Here is a 24,183-nt window from a genome sequence, read left to right as displayed (position 1 = left end):
TTGAAGGATGAAGCGGAATGGCTGGCGGACGGAACGACTGGAATTTCGGTAGCGACAACGTGGCGCCCGTCGCGCCCGAGATCATGCAAGCCATCGCGGCCGCCAATCACGGCACCGCCGCCTCCTACGGCGCCGACGAATGGACCCTGCGGCTGGAGGCGAAGGCGCGCGACATCTTCGAAACCGACCTCGTCCTTTTTCCGGTTGCCACCGGCACCGCCGCCAATTCGCTCGCCCTCGCGGTGCTGGTGCCTTCCTACGGCGCCGTGCTCTGCGCTGAGGATGCGCATATCAACACTGATGAGTGCGGTGCGCCCGAATTCTTCACCGGCGGCGCCAAGCTGATCGGCTTGCCGGCGCCCGATGGCCGGCTGCGGCCCGAGCAGATCAACCAGCAAGCCGAGCGGGCGCGTGCCCTCGGCGTCCATGCCGTACAGCCGGCGGCTGTCAGCATCACTCAATCGACCGAGTGGGGCGCGGTCTATTCGGCCGCCGAACTCCAAGCGCTGGGCGAGGCGGCGAAGGCGCAGCGGCTGCCGGTCCATATGGATGGCGCGCGGTTCGCCAACGCGGTCGCGCATCTCGGCTGTTCGCCGGCCGAAACCACCTGGAAGGCCGGCGTGCAGGTGTTGTCGCTCGGCGCCACGAAGAACGGCGCCATGGCGGCTGAGGCGGTCATCTTCTTCGACCGCGCCCTCGCGCGCGGCTTCGAGGAGCGGCGCAAGCGGGCAGGGCACCTCTGGTCGAAGCTCCGCTACGTGAGCGCGCAGCTCGGCGCCTATTTGGAGGACGGGCTTTGGCTGCGGAACGCTACCCACGCCAATGCGATGGCGTCGCGTCTCGCCGCTGGCCTCGCCGCCATTCCTGGCGCCTCACTCGCGGTTCCGGTGCAGGCCAATGAGATCTTCATCTGCCTGCCGGAGCCTGTGGTCGCCGGTCTCCTCGCGGAGGGTTTCGGCTTCTACCGCTGGGATGCGCGACAGAGTTCCGCCGATCCGATGGTGCGGCTCGTGACCTCCTACGTCACCGACCCGGCGGCGGTGGAGGCACTCATCGCGGCGGCTAAGCGCCTCGCGAGTTAAGCTGGATGTCTCTGGTTTGGGTCATGCTTGTTCCACCACGTCATGCTCGGCGAAGGCCGAGCATCCACGCCTTGCCTGCGAACCAAGGAAGGCGTGGATGGCACGCCTTCGCGTGCCATGACGGATCTGTCGTTCCGGTTCGGTGCTAGATCATCACGCCAAAGCGGGCGCGGCGGTCTTACGGAACCTCCGCGTAGAGCTCCCACAGGATATTGTCGGGGTCGGTGAAGTAGCAGCTCCGCGCACCCCAGGGATAATCCGCCGGCATCCGCTGGAAGAGGAGACCGCTCTCCGTCAGGGTTGCGTGCCAGCGATCCACCGCCTCGGCGCTCGGTAGTTTGATCGAGACGCAGGCGCGGTGGTCGGGGCGCGGCGATATTGGCGGGCCGTTCGGACGTTTCACATCGGGCACATGCCCCACCTGCCAGACGACCAGGCTGACGCCCCGGCTGTCGAAGGCGGCAAACCCCTCGGTCCGCCGCCGCACGGTGAAGCCCAGCTTCTCGGTATAGAAGGCGATCGAGCGGTCCAGGTCCTGGACCAGCAGGCAGATGTCGCTGATGGCGTGAAGTTCGGAGAAGTCCGTCATCATTTCCTCGCAGGCTGGCCGTCGTGCCAGCTCTTTTGACGACTGCTTAACCATTTTCGCCTTCGACGAAACGCGCGAAAGCCTGGAGGCAGGTATCGGACACGTGATGTTCGATTCCCTCGGCATCCTGTTCGGCGATTTCCAGGGGCACGCCCAAGGCGAGAAGGGTCGCGACCACCAGGCGGTGGCGGGCCCGGACCCGCTCGGCAAGCCGCAGTCCGGCAGCCGTCAGCGCGACGCCGCGATAGGGTTTGACGAGGGCGAGCCCCTCGCGCTCCAGCCGGGTCACGCTGCGGATGACGGTGACATGCGAGACACCGAGGCGACGGGCGATTTCGGCCGCGCGGGCTTCCCCGGCTGTGTCGAGCAGATCGGCGATGAGCTCGACGTAATCCTCTAAAAGCGCCGAAGCCTGGGCACGCCGGGTCTTGCTGAAGCGATGGGCTTGAGTGGGTTGGGCCGGCAATTCTGTCAAAGCGGACCCTCCCTCGCGGTCGCTGTCGCTACGCCAAAGCCAAACTGCGGCAGACATCGCACTTGATCAAGATGTAGCACATGCTACATCTTGTCTCATGGACGCGGAGGCGCAACAGACACGGAGCTTGCGGCTGAGCGGCGGGGCGACCTGGCCGCGGCGTCTGCTCGCGGCTTCTGGTCCGGGTTACGTTATCGCCGTCGGCTATATGGATCCGGGAAACTGGGCGACCGATCTGGCTGGCGGTTCGGCCTATGGCTATCGCCTGCTCTCCGTCGTGCTCGCTTCCAGCATCATGGCGATGCTGCTGCAGGCCTGGTCGGCGAGGCTCGGCCTTGTCACAGGGCGCGACCTCGCCCAGAGCTGCGCCCAGGCTTTGCCCCGGATCCCGCGCATCGCACTTTGGGCCACGGCGGAACTCGGCATCATCGCCTGCGACCTCGCCGAGGTCATCGGCACGGCGATCGCGCTGAAGCTGCTGTTCGGACTGCCGCTCCTTGTCGGCGCCATCATCACCATTGTGGACGTCATCATCGTCCTCGCCCTTCTCGGGCGCGGCATGCGCGGGCTGGAGGCCTTCGTGATCGCCCTCATCATCACGGTGATGCTGTGCTTTGCGATCCAGATGGCGCTGGCGCAGCCGCCAATCCGCTCGGTGCTCGGCGGCTTTGTGCCGACGACGCGGATCGTGAGCGACCCGGCGATGCTGTATCTCGCGATTGGAATCATCGGCGCGACGGTGATGCCGCATAATCTCTACATGCACTCCGCCTTGGCGCGCGGACGGGCGGATCGACCGGATGGAGAAAAACGCGCGGCGCTGCGTTGGGCGGTCCTCGATTCCAATGTCGCCCTTGGCCTCGCCTTCGTCGTCAATGCGGCGATCCTGGTGCTGGCGGCGGCGACCTTCTTTGCGCATGGACGGCATGACGTGACCGATATCGCGCAAGCCTCTCACCTGCTGGCGCCGCTCCTCGGGAGCCATATCGCTCCGTTGGTTTTCGGCGTGGCGCTGCTTGCCTCCGGCCTCAACTCCTCGGTGACGGGGACGCTGGCGGGCCAGATCGTGATGGAGGGTTTTCTCAACATCCGTCTGCGGCCCTGGATGCGGCGGCTCGCGACAAGGGGCCTGGCGGTGGTGCCGGTCGTGGCTTTCACCGCTTTCGCCGGACCGAACAGCGTCAACGGCCTGCTTCTTGCGAGTCAGGTCGTGCTGTCGTGCCAGCTTCCCTTTGCCGTTTTCCCCCTAGTTCGCTTCGTGGGCGACCGCCGGCGCATGGGCGCCTTCGCTCTCAATCTGCCAGCCAAGACCCTGGCGTGGGGCGTCGCCTTCCTGATCCTAGGTCTCAACCTGTGGCTGATCGGCGGATTGCTGTAACAGCGCAGTCCGACGCCGAGGCGTCAGCTTTCTCCAACACGCCGCCTCCTGCCTCCGCCGCGGCGAGAGCCATTTCAAGCAATTCGCACCGCTCGTGAAACGCCGCGATTTCCGCTTGCAGGAGTCCGCGCAATGCGGCGACCTCGACTTGAAGGTGAAACTGGGTCTTCTCAACCCGGGCGAAAAGTCGCGCGGTTTCGGTGCGATGAGACCGCAGCATCGCGTCGCGAAACCGCCTCGCGGCTGGGCGAATATCGAGGCCGACCCCGGCGAAAGTGAGGATGGCGCGGCGGCACAGACTTGGCGAATGGGGCACGGAATTCCTTTCGCCGAACCTCGCGGCTGATCGCGGGCAGTGGCAAAGTGGTTTCGTATCGTGTATGAAGTTAGATGCTGAGTCGCAACCAAAATATTTGCTGAGTCGCAACGTCTGTGACGCTTTCCCGCGCTAGCTCTCGCTGGCAATGCCCACCAGCGTCATCGTCCGCGCAGGCATGCCATCCAGGGTCGCAGCGCTGCCCGCGCCGGCTTTGGCGATTGCCCAGCTGCTCGGGAAGAACGTCGCAGGTCTCGATGCGGAACTCGCCGAACTCGCTCGCACGATCGCGGCACTGCACAAGGCGAACCCGGTGAGCCAGAGACTTGCGGCGGTCCCCGGCGACGGTCGGTCAGCGCCATCACGCTGGCGCTGACTGTGGATGCGGCGCGGTTCCGGTGGAGGCGGCACTTCGCGGCCTGGATCGGATTAACGCCGCGTGAACACTCGACCCCGGCAATCCGCGTCTCGGCGGGATCAGCCGACAGGTAGTGAGCGGCTGCGCAGCTGCTGGTCATCGGCGCGACCGCGTCATCAGACATCCGGCAGTCGCGGCGAAGCAAGGCCGCCTCGCGCTCAGTGGTAGTGCATCCAGTCTGGCAGGGCGGCGTCTGGCGCCGCCTTCATGAAGTTGAGTTGGTCGCGATAAGGCAGGAAGGTCAGTAGCGCTGCAAAGACCGCCGGGGAGGGCGGGGTTCCCCGCGAGACCCAGGCGAACAATCCCTCCGAGGTCAGGACCTTCGGCGGCAGCGACGCGAGTTCGGCGACGATCTCGGGCTGAGGCAAAGCTCCGAGCAATCCGTGGACCTTGGCGAGCGAAAAGCGTTCCCAGTCCATCGCGACCTCACGGGTGACGAAAACTCGACCGATACCCTCTGGATCATCGACCATCGGCGGCCACGCCGTGATGAAGCGCCCGGTGCGAGGATGGCGCAGGCTGAACCGGGCGCTTTCGTCGCCCGCAACAGAAACCGCCTGGTAGGAGAGGATATCGCCGATGCGATGCTCTCTCAGGAAATCGACACGAATGGCGGGATCGACAGGCCGCACGATGCGGAGCGGGATCTCCGAGCGCGAAGAGATGAGAAAGACTATATCGGCTTCCGCAAGCGGTCTCATGGCGAAAACTGGATGGCAGCCAGCCAGCTTGATGGTGTCGGGTGTCGCGTGGAGCAGTTCCCCGGTGATTCCGTCGGCGCAGAGCACGGTTCCAAAGGCGCTTACGATCCAGTGAAAATCAGCTGCCGGCGAAACGATTGGCGCGGCGGCTGTTGGCGCGGTGCCGATCACTGAAAGCAATCGCTGCGCCAGTGGGGCAAAAAGACGCGGCAAGCTTCGCCTCTCCCGAGCTTCGCGCCTGAAGGCGAAGGCCGCCTGTCGGCATCGGTTCACGAAAGCCTTCAATACCTCGCGGTCGATCCGGAGGATCTGCCGGTAGATTGGCGACAATTTATCGAGCGGCGAAAGATCCTCGATCTCGTTCGTTCCGAACCCACCGAGATCCTCCTGTGACAGCAGGCGCAGATCCGGCCGGCGATGCAGGCGATCGATCAGATGCTCGATGCTGCGGCCGGTAAACTGCATGACCTTCGCCTGCGACCAGTCCGGCGGTTTGGCAACACAGCCGTGTTCGGTCCAGTCAAGGTGATGCCCCGCAGCGTCGATATAAGGCGCCTCGACATCGAAGCGATGCGTGTCGAGCCATTGCGGGCCGACTTTGCCGGGGCGCACGAATGATTTGATGACGTTGTGATAGGACCATGGAGCCGTATGCCGGGTGAAAGCCTCAAAAGGCGGGATCCGCGGCTTTAGAACGTGACCGTTATTTCCATAGCTGCACCAGCTGAAGCCGAGGCCGTTCGCGCCGGGATAGCGGGCGAGGAAGGATTTGATCGAGAGGTCTTGCCGGAGGTGCAGATATTCGTCGCCATCGAGAAACCCCATCCAATTGAATTTCGCGCCGAATAACGCGAGAGCTTCCCGAAAGGCCGCGGACTGCCGGTCCGTACGCGAGCGCAGCTTCGCGTCCGTTCGCAACAGACGAATATCCTGGCACTGGCTCGCGGCTCTGGCGATATTGTAGGTATGATCATCCGATTCATCGTCGAAGAGGATGATCGTATCGACACCGATCGTATGGTACCAGGCAAGCCAGGCCGGCAGATCCGATGCTTCGTTCTTGATGACCGTCACGACAGCAACCTTCATGGCAATCCCGTGCATTCGTTGTCGTATGGCGCGTCACGCCGATTGGCAGGATAGGACATCAGCCTCTCGACTGTGCTCGCGCGGAGCAGCGAATGCGTGCCTTGAACGCGGGATGACTTGCCGGAAACGGGTTTCAGCTTGATGAAGATAGACGGTATATTCCGCCTCCGAAGTGACTCTGATTGATGTAGCGATGGACAAACTGCCAATGTCTCAGGCGTCAGCCTCCTCACCCTTCATGCGTGACTTCGAGGCGCCCGGCCGCTCGGTAGCGATGGGGCGCAATGGTATGGCCGCGACCAGCCACCCGGCCGCAACCCTGACCGCGATCGAGGTGCTCCGCGCGGGCGGCAATGCCATCGATGCCGCCATCGCCGCCTGTGCCGTGCAATGCGTCGTCGAGCCGGCGATGACCGGCATCGGTGGTGACTGCTTCGCGCTCTACGCGCCCAATGGCGGTGCCGAGATTCACGCCTTCAACGGCGCCGGGCGGAGCCCCGCCGGGAGCGATGCGGAGGCACTGCGGCGTCAAGGCCATGCGCGGATCCCGCCGCATATCGCGGCAGCCGTCACGATACCCGGCGCGATCGATGCCTGGTGCCGCCTATCGGCCGATCATGGCTCCATGCGGTTGGGCGAGTTGCTGCAACCAGCAATCGCCTATGCCCGGGACGGCTACGCAGTGACACCCCGCGTCGCCTTCGACTGGCGAAACGCCGAGCCCGTCCTCGCTGCGCGCCCGGCGACCGCTGAGGCCTTTCTGACACAGGGGCGGGCGCCGGCCGCCGGAACGGTGCATCGTCTTCCACAGCTGGCCGAGACCTTGGCCGCCATCGCGGAGCATGGCCGGGACGCGCTTTATACCGGGCCGGTGGCCGAGGAGCTGGTGGAGACGCTCCGGGCCGAGGGCGGTTCGCATAACCTCGCGGATTTCGCCAACCATGCCGGCCAGTACGTCACGCCGGTCCGCGCGAGTTTCGGCGACTACGAGGTCGTCGAGTGTCCGCCGCCGGGGCAGGGCATCATTGTGCTGCTCATCCTCGGCATCCTCGAGCGCCTGCCGCGCTCCGGCGGACCGCTCGACCCTGCCCGGCTGCATCTCGAGATCGAGGCGGTGCGACAAGCCTATGCGGTGCGGGATGCCGCCCTGGCCGAGGGCTCGCCGAAATCGGTCGAGGAATTTCTGGCGCCGCGCTTCCTGGACAAACTGGCGGCCCTTATCGACACGAAGAGCGCGGCGACCGAGCTTCATGGCTATCCGGGGCCCGAGCATCGCGACACGGTTTACATCACGGTCGTCGACCGGCACCGCAACGCCGCGAGCTTCATCAACTCGATCTTCTGGGGTTTCGGCAGCGGCATCCTGGCGCCTCGCAGCGGCGTGCTGCTTAATAATCGCGGTTCAGGCTTCTCGCTCGTTCCGGGTCACCGAAATTCCTTGGCGCCGGGTCGGCAGCCGCTCCACACCATTATCCCGGCGATGCTGACGCGAAAGGGCCGCGTGGTGATGTCCTTCGGCGTGATGGGCGGCCATTACCAGGCGATGGGACAGGCGGCCCTGTTGTCGAAGGTCCTGGAACAGGGCCTCGACCTGCAAACCGCGATCGACCTGCCGCGCCTCTTCCCCGATCCAATGACCGGCAAGATCGAGGCGGAGGCGACGCTGCCCGCCTCAAGCCGGGCGGGGCTGGAGGCGCTTGGCCATAGCTTCATGGCGGCGGACGACCCGATCGGCGGCGCGCAGGCGATCTGGATCGACCATGCGACGGGCGTGCTGACGGGCGGTTCCGATCCGCGCAAGGATGGCTGCGCGCTGGGTTACTAGACCGGATGCCCATCGATGGCGTGCACCTTGCGCGCCACATGTTGAACGGCGGCCCGAGGCTCCCGCGTTGACACCGGCCGCCGCCTCATGATCGGGGTGCCCCGATGAGCATCCCGATCCGCGCGTTTCTTGCTGTATTTCTGCTGCTCATCGCGAGACCGAGCCTGGCCGCGACGGCGGACGTGGCTGATTCGCCCTCATCCCCCACGGCGCCGCAGGGATTGTCGTCCGCCCAGGCGCAGCAGCTCCTCGACGTCCTTCAGGACCCGGCAAAGCGCGCGATGGTGATTACGACGCTCGAGAACTTGCAAAAGGTCGTGCCGGTCGCTGCCGTTACGACCACGCCGGCCGCCGCGGCCAAACCAGGAGCGCCACCTCCAGCCAAAGCCCCGTCTCTCAAGGCGGATGGGTTGGGTGCCGAGTTGCTGGATCAGGCCTCTTCCGCCAGCGCCGACACCGGCGCGATGCTGGCCAGAACAGCGAAGGAGATCACGGATTTCCCGGCCCTGGGTGCCTGGGTGGTTAGCGTGGCGCGCGATCCGGCCAAGCTCCGGACGGCAGGCCGCGCGGCGGTGCCCCTGGTCGTGATCTTTCTCCTCGGCTTCCTGCTTGAATGGCTCACGGTCCACTTCACCCGCCGCTTCTATGACTTCCTGGGCGGCCATCAGGCACACGCTTCGGCTGAGGCGGCGGAGGAGCCCGAAGCCCCAGCGGAAGTCCCACCCGGACCCGAAGCGGAGCCCGAGGCACGGCGCAGGCGCCTGCGAGCGGGCTGGCTGCTGCTACGTCGCTTGCCCTTCATCCTGCTCGCTTTGGCGGTCGATTTGACTGGCCCCCTGGTCTTTCTCGCCACCGCCCTGCTGGTTTTGGCGACTCCGCTGTCCGGCGGCGAGACGACGCGGCTGCTGGTTCTGGGTGCGGTCGGCATCTATGCCCGCGGCCGGGTTGCCTACTGCGTCATCAGGGCGCTGATCGCCGCGCCGGCCTTCCGCCTACGGCTGCTGCATGTCCCTGATGCCGGAGCCGCCTTCGTGCGGCGTTGGACCCGGCGCATCGTCGCACTTATAGTCTGCGGCTACATCCTCGGACGCATCGCGCTCTATCTCGGCTTGAGCCCATTCCTCGAAAATGGCTTCATCCACATGATTGCGCTCGTGGTGCATCTTCTGTTGATCTGGGCGATCATCGAATGCCGAGCGCCTGTCGCCCTGTGGATCGCCGGCACCGGGGACGAGATGACATCATGGGCGCGGCTGCGTCGCCGCTACGCGCCCTTCTGGCACATCCACGCGATGATCGTTGTGGTCGCCGTTTGGATCATTGCGGCAACGTCAGATTATGACGGCACCGCACGCCCGGTGCAGTTCGTGATGATGAGCCTCCTCATCCTCGTGCTGGCCCGCATCGTGTGGATCGTTCTGCTCGGCGGCTTCGACCGGCTATTCCCCGGCATACGCGCGACCGAGACCGCGAGTGTCGTGCGGCTGCGGGTCGCGCATTACCACAGGCCGGTGCGGGTTGCCCTGCAGACCCTCATCGTCATCGCGACGCTGCTCGCGCTGTTCCAGGTTTGGGGCCTCGGCGCCTTGAGCTGGCTTACCCATGACCGCATCGGCAGCCAATTGCTGCGGCTGATCCTAAACCTGGCCGTGACGCTGGTAATCGCGGTCGGACTATGGGAAGTGCTCAACGTCGGGATGCAGGCGCAGCTCGACGGCTTGACGCGGCGCGGCGACTACCTGCGCGCGGCGCGTCTGCGAACCATCGTGCCGCTGCTGCGCAACGCCTTGTTTATTGTCCTTGTTATATTGATCGGACTGACGGCGCTCAGCGAACTCGGCGTCAACATCGCGCCGCTCCTGGCGGGGGCGGGAATTTTCGGCGTGGCGCTCGGCTTCGGCTCGCAGAAGCTGGTCCAGGACTTCATCACGGGGATTTTCCTGCTCATCGAGAATGCCATGCAGGTCGGGGATAATGTGACCGCCGGCGGTCTTTCCGGCACGGTCGAAAACCTCTCCATCCGCACCCTCCGGCTGCGGGCGGGCGATGGCTCGGTGCATCTCATCCCCTTCAGCGCCGTTTCCACCGTCACCAACAGTAACCGGGGCATCGGCAATGCGGCCGTGGCGGTAACGGTGGACTACGAGGAGGACACGGATCGCGTCGGCGCTCTGCTGAGCAGAGTCGCCAAAGAGATGCGCGACGACGAGAAATACGCCAGCGGCATGCTCAGCGACCTCCAGCTCTGGGGCGTCGATAAGGTGGACGGAACCACGGTGACGCTCGCTGGCCAGATCGTCTGCACGGACGGGGCGCGCTGGAGCGTGCAGCGGGAATATAACCGGCGGATCAAGCTCGCCTTCCAGGAAGAAGGCATCCGCATGACGCCGCCCGTCACCGTGAGCGGCTTCCGCCACCCTCTCGATATCCGTGTGGAACGTCCGCCGGCGGCGGCCGCACCGGCCGGGGATGCGCCCGAGGCACCGAAGGACCATAACTAGAGCCATGCGAATCCTGCCCTGGCACCGCAAGCGCTATCCCGTGGTCGAGCTGCGTGGCGTCATCGCTGCCCGGCCCGGCGCCCTCAACCTGCAATCCGTCAGCGTGGCACTGGAAAAGGGCTTCGCCCTCGCGCCCAAAGCCGACAAGCGCCTCATCCTGGCGATCGAGAGCCCCGGCGGCTCCCCCGTGCAGTCTGACCTGCTCGGGCGCTTCATCCGCCGCCGCGCGGAGGAAACCGGCACGCGCGTGACCGCGGTGATCGGCGATGTGGGCGCCTCGGGCGGCTACTGGATCGCCTGCGCGGCCGATGAAATCCGGGCGAATGCCATGAGCATCGTGGGTTCGATCGGCGTGATCGGCGGTGGCTTCGGCCTCGACCGGTTGATCCATCGCCTGGATATCGATCGGCGCATCTATACCTCCGGCCGCAACAAGGGCCGGCTCGATCCTTTCCGGCCCGAGCGCCCCGAGGATGTGGAGTTCACGCGCGAGTTGCTCGACGACCTGCACGGGCATTTCAAGGATTGGGTGCGCAGCCGCCGTGGCACTCGCCTGCGCGCACCGGAGGATGAACTGTTCGACGGCAGCTACATGACCGGAACACGCGGCGTCGAAGCCGGCTTGGTCGATGCCATCGATGACGTGGACGGACTGGTACGAAGCTGGGGCGGCACGAAAGCCCGACCGCTTTGGTTGAGACCACGCAAGCCACGGGGATTGCTACGTCTCATGGGACGTAGCGCAATCGAGATGGCGACCGAGCTAACAGATGCGCGAGATCTTCCGCAATTCCGTTGAGCGTGTCTTGTCGATTGAGGAGCGCACGGCCAGCTGAGGGTGCCTAACCTCGGAACAAACCGTGCGCGCAGCTTCAACCGGCAGCCTCTCGAACCTGTACGCGCATAGGATCACGGCATCGTCAGTGGCTATTCCGGTTCGCAACGAGGAAGCGGCGATCGGCCCCTGCCTCGCCGCTCTTTTTGCTCAGACCGAGCCGCCCGATCAAATCCTGCTTTTGCTGAATAATTGCACGGACGGCACCGAGGATGTGGCACGCACGATGGCGCGGTTATGTCCATCCATTTTGCGTATCGTCACGCGCAAGCTCGCGCCACAACAGTCCAGCGCCGGTATCGCGCGTGGCCTGGCCATAGATCTCGCTGCCTCGCTCGCCGGACCGCGCGGCGCTGTGCTGACAACGGATGCGGATGGCCGTGTTCCGCCAGAGTGGGTGGCGCGGAACCTCACGGGACTGCGCGGTGGCGCCGATGTCGTCTGTGGCACGGCCACGATCGACCCGGACGATGAGCGGGCGCTCAGGCGCGAGATCGTCGAGGATGATGCGCGGGAAGCCTGCTACACGCGACTGCTCGACGAGATCGACAGCGTGATCGACCCTAACCCCGATGATCCTTGGCCGCGCCACACACAACATTCCGGCGCCAGCATCGCCTTTTCCGTCGCCGCCTTGCGCGCCATCGGCGGCGTGCCGCGCGTCGCGATTGGAGAAGATCGGGCGCTGATCGAGGCGGCGCTGAAACATGACGCCCGGATCAGGCATGATCCAGAAATCGACGTTGTTGTTTCAGGCCGGATGGTCGGTCGCGCGGAAGGCGGGATGGCGGCGACGATCGCGCGCCGTATGATCAAGCAGGACCAATGGGCCGACGACCGGTTGGAGCCGGTGGAAGCCGCGATCGCACGCTCGATCCTGCGCGCCGAGGCGAGGCGGTTGTGGCAGAAACGACCTGATCGGCGGGAGATCAGCGAAATGGCGCACGGTTTGGCAATGAGTGAGGTCGACGCCTTGGCGGCCATGTTCCGACTGCCCCGCTTTGGCGCCGTTTGGCAGGCGATCGAAAGAGCAAGTCCGAGGCTAGAGCGTCGACCGGTGGCGATGCACGAGCTGGCGGCGCTGATCTCGGAGGCCACGAACCGGCTCGCCGGCTATAAATCAGCCTTTGAATCTGAACCTCTCGGCCGCTTGCCTGCAACGGAGCCGAGCATCGACCTCGGCGAACTGGCTGCCGCTTGACGCCGGATGATCGCTCGGCGGGATTGCTCGAAGCGCTCGCCGCTCTTTCCCCGAAGCTGGCTAACCGCGCCACTGCCCTCGATCGCGAAGGCCGTTTCCCGACACAAGATATCGCTGATCTCGAAGCAATCGGCGGATTGATCGCCTCATTGCCACGCGATCTGGGCGGTTTCGGATTGGGCACGGAGCCGGGGCAGGGGCTCCAGCTCCTCGACTACCTGGAAGCCTTGGGAACGGCCAATCTCTCGGTCGGTCGGATCGTCGAGGCTCATATCAATGCGCTCCGGCTGATCATGCGTTGCGGCAATGAGGGGCTCCGGGAGGAGGCAGCGAGCGCCGTTCGTGCCGGTGGGCTGTTCGCCCTCTGGGTTACCGACGCGCCGGGCGAAAGCGCTCTGCGGTTCGAGCGCGAAGGCGGTGCGCTCATTCTGCGCGGCGGTAAAGCCTTCTGTTCCGGCGCGGGCCATGTGACGCATGCCGTCGTGACAGCGGCCGAGGCCGGAACCGATGCGCCTCGGCTGCTCATGCTCGACCTGGACCGGGGCGAGCGTGTCTCGCCTCTGCCCACCGCGATGAGCGGCATGCGCGCCGCTGTTACCGGGCAGGTGGATTTCACTAAACTCCGTGTCGATGGCGGTCGTATCATTGGCCAACCGGGCGACTACATGCGCGAGCCCGACTTCTCAGCCGGTGCCTGGCGCAGCAGCGCGGTGGCGCTGGGCGGGTTGCGGGCATTGCTAGGTCTGCTCGGCAATGCGCTGGTGGTGCGAGGGCGCGACAGCGATCCCCACCAACGGGTGCGCTACGGGGAGACTTTGATGGCATATCGGACCGGCCAGCTATGGCTGGAGCAGGCGGGACAAGCGGCGGAAAACCTGATCGCACCGCCGGAGCAGATCGTCGCTACCGTTGGCCTCGCTCGAACAATCGTCGAGAGGGCCTGTCTCGACGGGATCGAGCGGGTGCAACGCTCGCTCGGCTTGAGCGCCTTCCTAAGCGGCACCGCGGTGGAGCGCGTGGCGCGCGACCTGCAAACCTATCTTCGGCAGCCCGCGATCGATGAGGTTCTAGTACAAGCGGGCGGCTACTTCATGACACGGCCGGACGGCCTCTGGGGGAGGAGGTCATGATGCGCATGGAAGCTGTGCGGCAGGCTTGGAACGACCTGCCGCTCGCCGATCTCGACACAATCCTGCAAGGACGCGTGCCGGTCATCCTGGCGCCGCATCCCGATGACGAAAGCATCGGCTGTGGCGGGCTCATCGCCCAGGCCTGCGCCGCTGGCGTGAAGCCACAAGTCGTCATTCTCACCGACGGTTGCCGGTCACATCCCAATTCGCCGAGCTATCCGGCGGAGCGTCTGCGCCACGCGCGGGAGCGGGAGGCGCAGACGGCGCTTGGGCTGCTTGGTCTTCCCATAGGCAACATCTGGTTTCTCGGATTGGAAGACACGGCGATGCCGCGCGTCGGTCCGGCGTTTCAGCTCGCGGCCCGCCGCGTTCTCGGCATCTGCGAGGGCCAGGAACGTCCGGTCCTGTTAACCGCGTGGCGGCATGACCCGCATTGCGACCATGAGGCGGCGGCAGGACTAGCCGTGCATGTCGCGGGGCGGGCAGGGATCCCGCTGCTCAGCTATCCGGTCTGGGGCTGGACACTACCGGACGACGCCATGGTCGATGAGCCTTTCCCCCATGGATGGCGGCTCGACATCGGCGATGAGTTGGATGTGAAAGAGCAGGCCATTAAGGCGCATGCCACCCAGTATGGCGACCTCATCAAGGACGATCCGGGCGGTTTCAAACTGCCAGAAAGCTTGCTCACCCACTTTCCCAAGGCCTTCGAGGTCTACCTCGCTTCATGACTGCGCCTTCCCGCGACGCCGCGCATTTCGAGCGACTCTACGCGGCCAATCCAGATCCTTGGGGCTTCACGACCAGTGCCTATGAGCAGGAGAAATACGCCCGTAGCCTGGCCGCGCTGGCCGACCGCCGCTACGCCTCAGCGTTTGAGGTCGGATGCTCGATTGGCGTGCTATCGCGCCAGGTAGCGCCACTCTGTGAGCGGTTTCTGGGTGTCGACATCACGGATATGCCGCTCGACGCTGCCCGCCGACGCTGCGGCGATCTGCCGCAAGCGCGCTTCCTCCGTATGGTGATACCGGCTGAGTGGCCCGAGGCTTCGCTGGATCTCGTTGTGCTGTCGGAGGTGCTGTATTTCCTCGACGGCCCCGATATTTCCCAGGTCGCGACACGGTTGCGCGAACATCTTCAGCCTGGCGGGCGCGTCTTGCTTGTGAACTGGACCGGCGCTCTGGACGACCCAAACCAGGGCATTGCGGCCGCCGACCGCTGTATCGCGGAGACGGGGTTTTCGATCTCGCTACGGCAGATGGGGAAGGGGTATCGACTCGATCTTCTCCAGCGGGACTGAGTAGAAAACAGTGCGGTTGGCGTGCTCGCGCGAATGTTTCTCGCGCTCATCTTATCGTGCGTCGAGACGCGCGGTTCCGCTGGCTATCGTCTGATCCCCGCCCCTGAGGGGGCCCAGAAAGGGAGGACGCTATGGCAATGCAGCCGCAAGACCGCGATTCGACAAACTCTTCGGCAACCTCAGGGCCGCCCGGCAAAGTTGTTCCGGAAGCTATAGGCAATGTGAGCAAGACGGCGCCCACGGGCGCGGATGGTGACGAAGAGGTCACGACGCCGGCCGAAGCCTTCGGTGACGCACAGCACACCTCCGCGAAACCAGCAGCCTCGGGTTCAAGTCCTCAGGTGCCGGGAAAAGCCGTCCCGGACGCGCTTGCTAAAACTGGCAAGCGCTAAGACGAGTAGGCTTCACCCGCGAGATAGGACGTGCTCGCGGGTGAAGCTGACCGGCTTGGCATTCTCGGTTCCGAGGGAGCGGAATTCCGCCACGTGCTCCTCACACTGCTGAGACGCCGAAGATTTACGCTTTCCGAAACGGAAGAGGCGGCGCAAGGACGCATCAACTCCTCGACAGCCCACCATCCCGCATAAAAAAGTCGCAGAAGATATATTATGTTAAGTCTTCGAGGTTACGATTTGTGACGGTCGCGCTCGACCTCTTCACGCTTGGTCTCTTTAGGTCCTATGTCCTGGGTTACCTCAGGAGAAGAGCATGAGCGACAATAAATCCCTGCCGCTGAGGCGGCTTGGGCTGACCGACATGAAGATCACGCCAGTCGGCTTCGGCGCCTGGGCGCTGGGCGGCGGGGAATGGGCATTTGGCTGGGGTAGTCAGGATGATGCGGACTCCATCGCCGCCATCCGCCACGCCGTAGAGCATCATGGGGTGAACTGGATCGATACCGCGGCGGTCTATGGTCTCGGCCGGTCCGAGGAGGTCGTTGGCGCGGCCTTGCGCGAGATGTCGCCCGACCAGCGTCCCTTCGTCTTCACCAAATGCGGGTTGGGCTGGGACGAGGCCGATCGCCGCGCCGTCGCCAAGCGGATCGGCCGGCCTGAGGGCATTCGGAAGGAGGCCGAAGCGTCGTTGCGGCGCCTGGGAGTCGAGCGGATCGACCTTTATCAGATGCACTGGCCGCCGGATGACGGCACGCCGATCGCCGACTATTGGGGCGCTCTGCTCGACCTCAAGGCCGAGGGTAAGGTTCGCGCCGTTGGTCTCTCCAACCACAATGCACAGCAGCTCGAGGCGGCTGAGTCGCTCGGTCATGTCGACACGCTGCAACCGCCCTTCTCGGCAATCGAGCGCGGCACGGCGGAACACCTGCTCCCCTGGTGTGCGGCACATGAGACGGCGGTGATCGTCTATAGCCCCATGCAGGCGGGTCTGCTGACTGGAGCCTTCTCGGTCGCTCGGGCCGAGGCCTTGGGCGCCGACGACTGGCGCTCCCGCAGCCCCCATTTCAAAGCCGACGGGCTGCGCCAAAACCTCGCTTTCGCCGAGGCACTGCGGCCGATCGCCGAACGTCACAATGTGGCGGTTGCGGCCGTCGCGATCGCTTGGGTCTTGTCCTGGGCGCCAGTGACAGGAGCAATCGTGGGTGCGCGTAGCCCGGCTCAGGTGGATGGCTGGGTCGAGGGCGGCCTCATCCAACTCACCAGCCACGATCTCGACGAAATCGCGGCGGCGATCCAGGCGACAGGCGCGGGACGCGGCCCGACGCGGCCGTGACTAAGGGGCCGCCGCCGGCGGCCCCGCCTTGTGTTTGTGACGATGCGTCGCTCCGGGCAGCGGCGCCATCGCTATCGCGTGCTCCAGTACCTTCATGCGATACGGCCCGCTTAGACCCGGCGTGTGTGAGTGGTAGTAGCCGATCGCCTGGAGCATATTGCCGTGGGTTTCGACGAGGTAACCTTTGAGGATGGCGGCAGCGCTCGCCACGCCGAAACAAGGGCTCAGGATGAGGCGCAGGCTCACCGCTTGTTCGGGCAAGCCCGTATAGGCGGCGAGCGGCTTCACCCACCGCGAATTGACCTGCATGATACCGAGATCGTGGCTGCCGTCCCGATTGGGACTAACGGCGCCGACATACCCGCCCTCAACCGCCTGGATGGCCGGGAGAACACGCACGGGCAGGTGATAAGCCGCCGCGGCGGCGATCATGCAGGCGAGATATGGGACGGGCACCTGGGATTTCCGACAGGAATGGACGGCACGTTTAAGTCTGTGCCGCGGATCATACCGCTAAATCACTTCTAAATCATAAGCCGTCCGCCGCGCCGGCTAGGACGTCAGCGATGCGTAATAGGATGCGAGCGCCTTGATATCGTCCGGCGTGAGCTGCGCGGCGATGCCGCTCATCGTGTCCGCCTGGCTGCCCAGCCTCTGGTGCTGCTGATACTGGCCGAGGGCATAGGCGATATAACCGGCATTCTGGCCGGCGATATTTGGGAAGGTCGGGTAAGGCGAACGCCCGTCCTTGCCGTGGCAGGATGCACAAATGGCAGTCTTGGCAGGCGGGGTCGCCGCCTGTGCCGCGCCGCCAACTAGCAATCCGCCCAGTCCAACAATAGCCAGAATCGCCAAGCGTCGCGCCATCGTCTCGCCTCCCTGCCCCATACGCTAATTCGCGGCTGCGGGAGCCTCGACCAGCGTCTCGCCCTTTGCGATGCCGGAGCGTACCACACGCGCCATAAGGCTCGAAAGCCTATCCGCCTCGGCCGCGGGCTTGTCGGTACGGATGCGGCTGATGCGCGGGAAGCGGAGTGCCACGCCCGATTTGTGACGTGTGGAAAGCTGCGCCGCGTCGAAAATGATCTCCAGCACCAGCGCCTTCTCGACTTCCCGAACCGGTCCGAAGCGCGATGTCGTGTGGTTGCGCACCCAGGAGTCGAGGAAGTTCAGTTCCTGGTCAGTGATGCCCGAATAGGCTTTGCCCACCGGAACCAGCACCCCGTCGTCTCGCCACAGGCCGAAGGTATAGTCGGAATAGATGCTCGACCGCCTGCCATGCCCACGCTGCGCATACATCAGCACAGCGTCGATCGAGAGCGGATCGCGCTTCCACTTCCACCATGGCCCCTTGGGCCGCCCGGCGAGATAGGGCGCATCGCCGCGTTTGAGCATCAGTCCCTCGATGCTCGCCGCTCGAGCGCCGAGGCGTAGCTGAGCGAGATCCTCTGGGCCTGCGAAATCGATGAGTGGCGAGAGGTCCATCCGTTCCGGATTTTCCTGCGCATACCAGGCTTCCAGGCGCTGTCGGCGCGCATCGAAAGGCAGCGCCCGGAGATCCTCATCGCCGTCGAACAGAATGTCATACAGCCGCACGGCGGCTGGAAATTCGGCCAGCATTTTCGCGGTGGGCGACTTGCGGTTCAGGCGTTGCTGCAAGTCCGCGAACGGCGCCACCTGCCCGTCTCGCAGCACCAGCAACTCGCCGTCCAATACGCCGAGAAAATGCATCGCCGCTAGGATCTCGGGAAAGGCGTGAGAAATGTCCTCCGCGGTGCGGGTATAGAGTCGCTTGCCCCCGCTCGTCGCGACCAGTTGCACGCGGATACCGTCCCATTTCCATTCGGCGCGAAACGCGTCCCAGTCGATCGACGCCGCATCGGCTTCCTCCAGCGGATGGGCGAGCATGGTCGGACGGAAAACCGGCGCCCCCGCCGCGTCAGGCTTGGGCGCCCTGCCCTCCAGCCAATCGAATAGCGGCAAGTAGGGCGGCAACAGGCCGTGCCAGACCTCCTCGATGTCATCGGCTGGAAGTCCCGCCATTTCGCCCAGCGCGATCTTTGCCAGCCGAGCCGAGGCGCCGACGCGCAATCCGCCCGTGATGAGCTTCAGCAGCGCGATCCGCTCGGAGGGATCGCAGAGGTCGAGCCAGCCAGCGATCCGCGCCGGCAAAGCCGCCTTGCTCGTGTCGTGCAAGGCGTCCACCACTTCCGACAGGCGCGGCGCAACCCCCGGCGCCGTATCGGGCCAGATCAGCGCGACGGTTTCGGCGAGGTCGCCGACATAGTCATAGGACCACTCGAAGAGCGTCGCATCGACCCGCGCCATGGTGATCTCGCGGATCATGGCGGGCTTGGCGGCGACGAAACTGAGATCGCCGGCAATGGCCGCAAGGGCATAGCCTCGATCCGGATCGGGGGTATGGGCGAAGTAGTCCCGTAGCAGAGCGATCTTGGCGAGGCGGCCGGGGGTGAAAAGCAGCCGCTCCAGCAAAGCCGCGAAGGGTGTCATGCGGCACCCTCCGCCACGGGCGGCAGATGGTCGCCGGGTTCGGGCGGCGCCGAGGCGCGTTCGTCGGGTGCTTCCTCGCCCGGCTCCTCGCCCTCATAGCCGACCAGCCGCAAGGCGCGACCACGGATCTGGCGCAGCGAGAGTGCGTGGATCAGCGCTTCCTCCGAGCCGTGCGTCACCCAAACCTCCGGCGCCTGGGCCTCCGCGATGCTGCGCAAGAGATCGTCCCAATCGGCGTGGTCGCTGATGATCATGGGCAGCTCGACGCCGGCCATCTTGGCGCGCTGACGCACCCGCATCCAGCCGGAGGCGCGGGCGATCACCGGATCGTTCAGCCTCCGACCCCAGCGGTCGGCGCAGGCCGCCGGGGGCGCCACGACAATCGCCCCCTTTAGGACTTCTTTCTTAGCCGCAGTCGCTGCCCGAAGGTCACCAAGGCGAACCCCGCGTTCCTCATAGAGGGCGCAGAGCGAGGTCAGCGCGCCGTGGATATAGATGGGGCCATCCCAACCGGCTTCGCGCAGCAAGGCGATCACCCGCTGAGACTTGCCGAGCGAATAGGCGCCAATGACATGCGTGCGCTCGGGAAACAGCGCGAGGCTTTTGAGAAGTTTGGCGATTTCATGCGCGGGTGGCGGATGGCGGAAGACCGGAAACCCGAAGGTCGCCTCCGTCACGAAGACATCGCATTCGACGGGCTCGAACGGCGCGCAGGTCGGGTCGTCCTGGCGTTTGTAGTCGCCACTGACAACGGCACGGCTGCCTCGCCATTCCATGACGATCTGCGCCGAGCCGAGAACATGACCAGCCGGCCTGAGCGTTACCTGCACGCCGCGAATGTCCAGGGGCTCGCCATAGGCCAACGGCTGCTGGCTCTCCCCGGCCCGCTCCGCCCCCATACGGGCGCGCATGATCGCAAGCGTGTCGGGGGTAGCGAGCACAGCTTGGTGACCCGCCCTCGCGTGATCGGAGTGGCCATGCGTGATGACCGCTCGATCCACCGCTCGCAGCGGATCGATGAAAAACCCTCCAGGCTCGCAATACAGGCCCTGAGGCAGCACGCGGAGCCAAGTTTCAGGATGCGGCACGACCACGGAGTAGATATAGGGTCTGCCCGTTGTCCTGGAAGAGGCGCTTTGAGCTTGGCGGCGGAGGCTAGTCTTCGGTTTCTGACTGTTCAGCGTCCTCAGCTGATGCTCTGTTTTGATCCGGGAGCAATTGCGCCTTTTCCCAATTTATCGGTACGAGACCTCCGTGATTTGCGCGAAGAAATTCCTTCTCTTCCATAGCGATCGTGTGCGGTGAGTTTTGCGGGCCAGACTGCCGCTCGAGTTGCAGAAAGGCCTTAGGGAGCCGCTTAACGACTCTGTAGCAACTCAAGCCGCCAGGTGCGTGCTGAGGCTGCGGAATTGTCGGCTTCGGCTCGAAGGGCGTCGTCGTTTGCTCCTCACGCAGTGCTCGCGCCGACGTAAGCGTGGCTTGTGTCGTTGGCCCTATCGCCATTGTCTTCTGTCCTGCCAGCCGCCCGACGACGACCGAAGAATTATGTTCCAAGTTCAAGCAGAGATCAGTCGCACGCTGCCTTCGCTGCGTGACCATGCACGCCGCTTTTGTAACCGAAGCATGCTTATAATTTCGTTGCGGTATTGCGACTAAAAAATTGTCGCCTTCGGCGCGCTCATGGTTTGTATCGGCCCCCGGGACGCCGAAACGCGAAAACGCTCTGCGCTTAAAGTACGCGCGGTAGCCGCTAGCGGACTTCTCGGATTGTGCGGTTCCAATCACGCCAACGAACGGCGATCGCGACCTTTTGCGCAGTCGCGGGCGGCGATGATCTGGCGCAGCCGGGCGACTTCGGCACCGGTCACTATCAGCGGCGCGCAGGCCATTGCCTCCCAGACCAGCGGCTCCTCTGCGGCCGCAAAGTCCGGGTGCAATTGCGCGAGGGTGCCGCCATTCGCGAAGGCCGCCCGGACTCCAGTATCGAGAAAACTCTCCGCCGGCATGCCTTCGGCAAGCAGGACATCATGCGTCTCGAGCTCGACATGGCAGTAGAGCACGGTCTCGGTATCCACGGGGACAATGCCGTGGCCATCGATGAGATGCTTGATCGGGATGAGCACGCCTTCCGAATAAATCGCGTGATCCGGCGAGAGGTATAGATCCCGTTGAGGCACGTCGGGTCCAAAAGTGCCAGCCGGGACGCGGACGGGTAGGAACTTTGTCGGATCAGGCTGAAGGCCGAAATACACGCGGCGCCGGCCGACCCAGCGGATAGCCCGCGCATTGCCGTCGGCGGTAATGACCATTCCCCCAGGGCCAAGCTCTTCCACCGGAACCTCTCCCCCGGGCGTCAGGATCCGGCTGCCCGCGGCGAAGCAGGCGGGTGTGAAGTCGATGGTGGCGAGGCCGCGTACCTCGTCTTCTCCCGAGGTATAATCGGCAGGCTGGATGCCGTACGCAACATCGTCGAAATTATAGGTGCCGATATTGGTCACGATGGTGAGCGTGGAGCTGCCAATCGTGACGCCGACCACGCTGGTGCCTGGAAGTTCCAGAATATCGCCCGCTGAGAGCCCGGCCAGCCCAGCATCGATCGTGGCGCCCGGAGCGGCAAGCGCCAGGGTGTCGCTCTCGCCATCCACAAAGTCGATGTCGGTACTGACGGCGACAGTGCTTTCGAGCGCGAGGATCCCGCCGTTTAGAAGCGTGTAGTCAGCACCGCCATCGACGCCAACCTCCGCCGAAGCTCCAGCGCCGTTCAAGACGAGGCTGCCACCACCGCTCACCTGACCAGTAAGGATCCCGTGCGGGTTTCCGGCGGTGGCGCTGACGGTGATCGTGGCACCGCCGGCAAGCTGCATCGCGGTGGCTACGAGATCGCCTTCGACCGTCAGCGCCGTGCCGTTCTCGGCCGTCAGCCCGACAAGATGGAGATCGGCCATGTCATCGAGCCCGGCCGCGCCAATGACCACACCGTCGCCGTCCTGCGGCGCACCATTGGTCCAGTTTTGGCCGTCGCTCCAGAGGAATGGACCGCCTGCAGGAACGGTCTGCTCGAATGTTGTGTAGCCCAGCAAAGTCAGGGCATCGAGGTTGGTGCTGGGATCCTTCGCGATCGCTTCGCCGGTGAGAGAGGTCGCGTAGCTCACATCCGTGAAGGCAACCGTTCCGGCGTTGGAGACGATGGTGACCGCGCTCGGGCTGATCGTCACGGCGGAGAAAAAGGTGCCGGGCAACTCGATGGCATCGCCGGTGCCGAGGCCGAGAAGCGACGCCTGAATCACGGTCCCCGGATTGGAGAAGGCGAAAATACCCGGCCGCGCCGGGTCGAGGAAGGAAAAAGCGGAGTTTGCGTTGGGTGCGTCATCCAGCTGCACCACGCCACGATCCGTTGCCGCGTAATAGAGTCCGGGGTCACTGCCGGTGAGATGTACCACCGCGCCGCCACCGAGTGCGGCCACCACCGCGGCGGTCGCGCCTTCGGCGTCTCCCGTCCCATCTCCGAGGATCGACGCTATCGTCAGTGTGCTGGGCGTGCCTCCTTCGGCATCATCGACGACAGTGGCATTGTCATCCACTAGCAGGCTGCCGACCGAGAGATCATCGATGTTATAGAGCACACCGTCGGCGAGCACCGTCACGCTGGGGAGGCTGAGGCCCGGGATATCGTCCGTCCCCGTGCCGCCGACGACAACGGCTTCGCCGTTCGTTGGGATGCCATCCGACCAATTGGCCGCATCGCTCCATAGATACTGGCTCGGACCGGTCGCCCCGGTGGTCGCGTGACTATCCGAGAAGATGTCCGGCTCGCCCATCACAGAGGTCCTGTCGTTTCGGTACTGGAACCATAGGGCCTCTGTGACCAATCGTAAGATTTATTTTAGCGTACGCGTTCCGAAACCCCGTGTCGCCGGAGGCCGGCTTGGTCACCGTGCGATCTCTGGCGCTGCTCGCAAAGAGACTTCGGGCTTCCGTCTCGTTGATGCCGCTGTCGGGGTAGTAGGCGTGGATCGCTACGGATAAGATTTCACTCATTCACCCCTTCCGGCGAAGAAGTTTTGCGGGTGACCAAGCTGCTCGCAGCCGTATCTTCTTTTGCCATCGTTTCCCGCATCGCAAGCTCCGCTTCGCGCTCCTTCTTCCGTTTCTGTTTTGCCGCAACGCGATGGTTCGGAAGTGTAAATGTACTAGTATCGAAACACTCTGTGCTCGCGGATCCCACAGGCATTTGTTGCAGTGATGGTGTTTCCGCCATATTTCAAGCCTCCGGTTACTTTCGGGCCAAAGTAGTGGTGGAGTGGGTTAAGATTTGGTTATCTTCTGAAACACTTAGACGGCTCTTAGGATTGCAGCCGGTCCCGACATCACCCGGACGTCGCTAGGAATCGGTAAGCCCTGCCTCGCGAAGCGCCCGTTTCATAAAGACCTCGAGGTAGTCTCTCAGATCGTCGACGCTCTCGGCGGAGAGGAAAACCGGTGCGGTAATGACGACCTCGCCTTCCGCCAAGCCGAAGACCGCGCGCCGGACGCCCTCGGGCCGAGCGGACGGCTCGACCAGTGAAACCACCTCGCTGAGGGAATGGCGTTCGGTGGTGGACGGCATCGAAACCGGCTGCCGAACAAGTTGTTCCGCCAGGAACTGTTTCGTCTCCCGATAGGAGCGGACCGTGGCTTCGGCTGCGGGCGGGATGAACCCTTGGGTCACGAGCCAGGCGCGTATCGCCGCGTCACTGGAAGCACCCTCGGCGAACCGCTCATCGAGACGGCCGAAGAGCGCGGGTTTGGCCGCGGCCTCGGCCACCGCCTCGCTTCGTTCAGGCGACGCGCCCGGATAGGCGAGGATACGGGCCGCGAGATCGGTAACCCTCACCTCGTCGCCCCGCCCCTCGACCAGACCGAAACGGCCCAGGGCCGCGAGAACCGCGAGAGACTTTCCGTTCAGGCCCGAATAGCCCAGGCGCTCTGCCGCGACCTCTCGCGTCAAAACATTTCTGTAATCGCGGTCGTAGACGGATTTTACGCGTTGGACCGCTTCCCGCAGGCCGATCTGGGGATAGGACGGACTTCGGCTTCTGCCCATCAGCCAAACTCCTCGATTCAT

23 protein-coding genes are annotated in these 24,183 nt (G+C 64.5%); 13 read left to right on the top strand and 10 right to left on the bottom strand.

The genetic code is table 11. From position 1 onward, the window contains the following. Positions 1 to 17 precede the first annotated feature (17 nt). A complete protein-coding gene (locus tag GSQ83_RS06890; protein WP_158802142.1) occupies positions 18 to 1,082 on the top strand; it encodes a low specificity L-threonine aldolase in 1,065 nt (354 codons plus the stop codon). A gap of 178 nt (positions 1,083 to 1,260) precedes the next feature. Here GSQ83_RS06890 and GSQ83_RS06885 read toward each other — a convergent pair whose 3' ends face one another. Then, complete coding sequence (locus GSQ83_RS06885; RefSeq protein WP_216849965.1) at positions 1,261 to 1,671, bottom strand: VOC family protein; 411 nt, start codon at positions 1,669 to 1,671, stop codon at positions 1,261 to 1,263. Positions 1,672 to 1,717: 46 nt separating this feature from the next. After that, entirely contained in the window at positions 1,718 to 2,146 is a 429-nt protein-coding gene (gene mntR / locus GSQ83_RS06880; protein WP_254065533.1) for a manganese-binding transcriptional regulator MntR, read from the bottom strand. Positions 2,147 to 2,243: 97 nt separating this feature from the next. Between mntR and GSQ83_RS06875 the strand changes: the two genes are divergently transcribed. The 4 genes from GSQ83_RS06875 (at position 2,244) to GSQ83_RS31115 (ending at position 4,332) form a co-directional block, all read left to right on the top strand. Then, positions 2,244 to 3,524 (top strand): Nramp family divalent metal transporter, encoded by a 1,281-nt coding sequence (locus tag GSQ83_RS06875; protein ID WP_158802139.1) that lies wholly within the window; start codon positions 2,244 to 2,246, stop codon positions 3,522 to 3,524. A 94-nt stretch (positions 3,525 to 3,618) separates the two neighbouring features. Further along, complete coding sequence (locus GSQ83_RS06870) at positions 3,619 to 3,870, top strand: hypothetical protein (protein ID WP_158802138.1); 252 nt, start codon at positions 3,619 to 3,621, stop codon at positions 3,868 to 3,870. Between the two features lie 148 nt (positions 3,871 to 4,018). Further along, on the top strand, positions 4,019 to 4,216 hold the full coding sequence (locus GSQ83_RS06865) for a hypothetical protein (protein ID WP_158802137.1): 198 nt from the start codon (positions 4,019 to 4,021) through the stop codon (positions 4,214 to 4,216). Between the two features lie 2 nt (positions 4,217 to 4,218). Next, positions 4,219 to 4,332, top strand: a complete 114-nt coding sequence (locus GSQ83_RS31115; protein WP_158802136.1) for a transposase — start codon at positions 4,219 to 4,221, stop codon at positions 4,330 to 4,332. A gap of 84 nt (positions 4,333 to 4,416) precedes the next feature. Here the strand turns inward: GSQ83_RS31115 and GSQ83_RS06855 are convergent, their stop codons facing one another. Further along, the gene (locus tag GSQ83_RS06855; protein WP_158802135.1) at positions 4,417 to 6,048 is read right to left on the bottom strand and encodes a glycosyltransferase family 2 protein; all 1,632 of its coding nucleotides are present in this window, start codon (positions 6,046 to 6,048) and stop codon (positions 4,417 to 4,419) included. A 193-nt stretch (positions 6,049 to 6,241) separates the two neighbouring features. On the opposite strand from GSQ83_RS06855, the gene GSQ83_RS06850 reads away from it, so the two are divergent. From GSQ83_RS06850 to GSQ83_RS06815, 8 genes are all read left to right on the top strand, one after another. Next, positions 6,242 to 7,873, top strand: coding sequence for a gamma-glutamyltransferase family protein (locus GSQ83_RS06850; protein ID WP_371417974.1), 1,632 nt, complete (start codon positions 6,242 to 6,244; stop codon positions 7,871 to 7,873). Between the two features lie 104 nt (positions 7,874 to 7,977). Beyond that, positions 7,978 to 10,374, top strand: a complete 2,397-nt coding sequence (locus GSQ83_RS06845; protein ID WP_158802134.1) for a mechanosensitive ion channel family protein — start codon at positions 7,978 to 7,980, stop codon at positions 10,372 to 10,374. A gap of 4 nt (positions 10,375 to 10,378) precedes the next feature. Then, a complete protein-coding gene (locus tag GSQ83_RS06840) occupies positions 10,379 to 11,173 on the top strand; it encodes a S49 family peptidase (protein ID WP_158802133.1) in 795 nt (264 codons plus the stop codon). Between the two features lie 124 nt (positions 11,174 to 11,297). Then, positions 11,298 to 12,410, top strand: a complete 1,113-nt coding sequence (locus GSQ83_RS06835) for a glycosyltransferase family 2 protein (RefSeq protein WP_158802132.1) — start codon at positions 11,298 to 11,300, stop codon at positions 12,408 to 12,410. Then, positions 12,407 to 13,540: an acyl-CoA dehydrogenase family protein gene (locus tag GSQ83_RS06830; RefSeq protein ID WP_158802131.1), complete on the top strand. Its 1,134-nt coding sequence runs from the start codon at positions 12,407 to 12,409 to the stop codon at positions 13,538 to 13,540. The genes GSQ83_RS06835 and GSQ83_RS06830 overlap by 4 nt, the downstream gene beginning before the upstream one ends. Next, positions 13,537 to 14,271, top strand: coding sequence for a PIG-L deacetylase family protein (locus GSQ83_RS06825; protein ID WP_254065532.1), 735 nt, complete (start codon positions 13,537 to 13,539; stop codon positions 14,269 to 14,271). Before GSQ83_RS06830 ends, GSQ83_RS06825 begins: the two co-directional genes overlap by 4 nt. Next, positions 14,268 to 14,840 (top strand): class I SAM-dependent methyltransferase, encoded by a 573-nt coding sequence (locus tag GSQ83_RS06820; RefSeq protein WP_158802130.1) that lies wholly within the window; start codon positions 14,268 to 14,270, stop codon positions 14,838 to 14,840. Before GSQ83_RS06825 ends, GSQ83_RS06820 begins: the two co-directional genes overlap by 4 nt. A 708-nt stretch (positions 14,841 to 15,548) precedes the next feature. Next, positions 15,549 to 16,568 (top strand): aldo/keto reductase, encoded by a 1,020-nt coding sequence (locus GSQ83_RS06815; RefSeq protein ID WP_158802129.1) that lies wholly within the window; start codon positions 15,549 to 15,551, stop codon positions 16,566 to 16,568. Here the strand turns inward: GSQ83_RS06815 and GSQ83_RS06810 are convergent, their stop codons facing one another. The 7 genes from GSQ83_RS06810 to GSQ83_RS06780 form a co-directional block, all read right to left on the bottom strand. Then, complete coding sequence (locus GSQ83_RS06810) at positions 16,569 to 17,024, bottom strand: lytic transglycosylase domain-containing protein (protein ID WP_254065531.1); 456 nt, start codon at positions 17,022 to 17,024, stop codon at positions 16,569 to 16,571. Between the two features lie 96 nt (positions 17,025 to 17,120). After that, positions 17,121 to 17,435 carry a c-type cytochrome gene (locus tag GSQ83_RS06805; RefSeq protein ID WP_158802128.1) on the bottom strand — a complete coding sequence of 105 codons (315 nt, stop codon included), beginning with the start codon at positions 17,433 to 17,435 and terminating at the stop codon, positions 17,121 to 17,123. A 24-nt stretch (positions 17,436 to 17,459) separates the two neighbouring features. Then, the gene (locus tag GSQ83_RS06800; RefSeq protein ID WP_158802127.1) at positions 17,460 to 19,079 is read right to left on the bottom strand and encodes a cisplatin damage response ATP-dependent DNA ligase; all 1,620 of its coding nucleotides are present in this window, start codon (positions 19,077 to 19,079) and stop codon (positions 17,460 to 17,462) included. After that, positions 19,076 to 20,140, bottom strand: a complete 1,065-nt coding sequence (locus GSQ83_RS06795) for a ligase-associated DNA damage response exonuclease (protein WP_254065530.1) — start codon at positions 20,138 to 20,140, stop codon at positions 19,076 to 19,078. The genes GSQ83_RS06800 and GSQ83_RS06795 overlap by 4 nt, the downstream gene beginning before the upstream one ends. Before the next feature lie 720 nt (positions 20,141 to 20,860). Beyond that, on the bottom strand, positions 20,861 to 22,897 hold the full coding sequence (locus GSQ83_RS06790) for a Hint domain-containing protein (protein WP_158802125.1): 2,037 nt from the start codon (positions 22,895 to 22,897) through the stop codon (positions 20,861 to 20,863). Between the two features lie 212 nt (positions 22,898 to 23,109). Then, positions 23,110 to 23,337: a hypothetical protein gene (locus GSQ83_RS06785; RefSeq protein ID WP_158802124.1), complete on the bottom strand. Its 228-nt coding sequence runs from the start codon at positions 23,335 to 23,337 to the stop codon at positions 23,110 to 23,112. A 123-nt stretch (positions 23,338 to 23,460) separates the two neighbouring features. Beyond that, positions 23,461 to 24,162, bottom strand: a complete 702-nt coding sequence (locus GSQ83_RS06780) for a hypothetical protein (RefSeq protein ID WP_158802123.1) — start codon at positions 24,160 to 24,162, stop codon at positions 23,461 to 23,463. Between the last annotated feature and the right edge of the window lie 21 nt (positions 24,163 to 24,183).

The sequence above is a fragment of the Acidisoma sp. L85 genome (assembly GCF_009765865.1).
Classification (GTDB): Bacteria; Pseudomonadota; Alphaproteobacteria; order Acetobacterales; family Acetobacteraceae; genus Acidisoma.
Note: the sequence above shows the minus strand (reverse complement) of the source record. Positions and strands in the feature narration are given on the sequence as shown.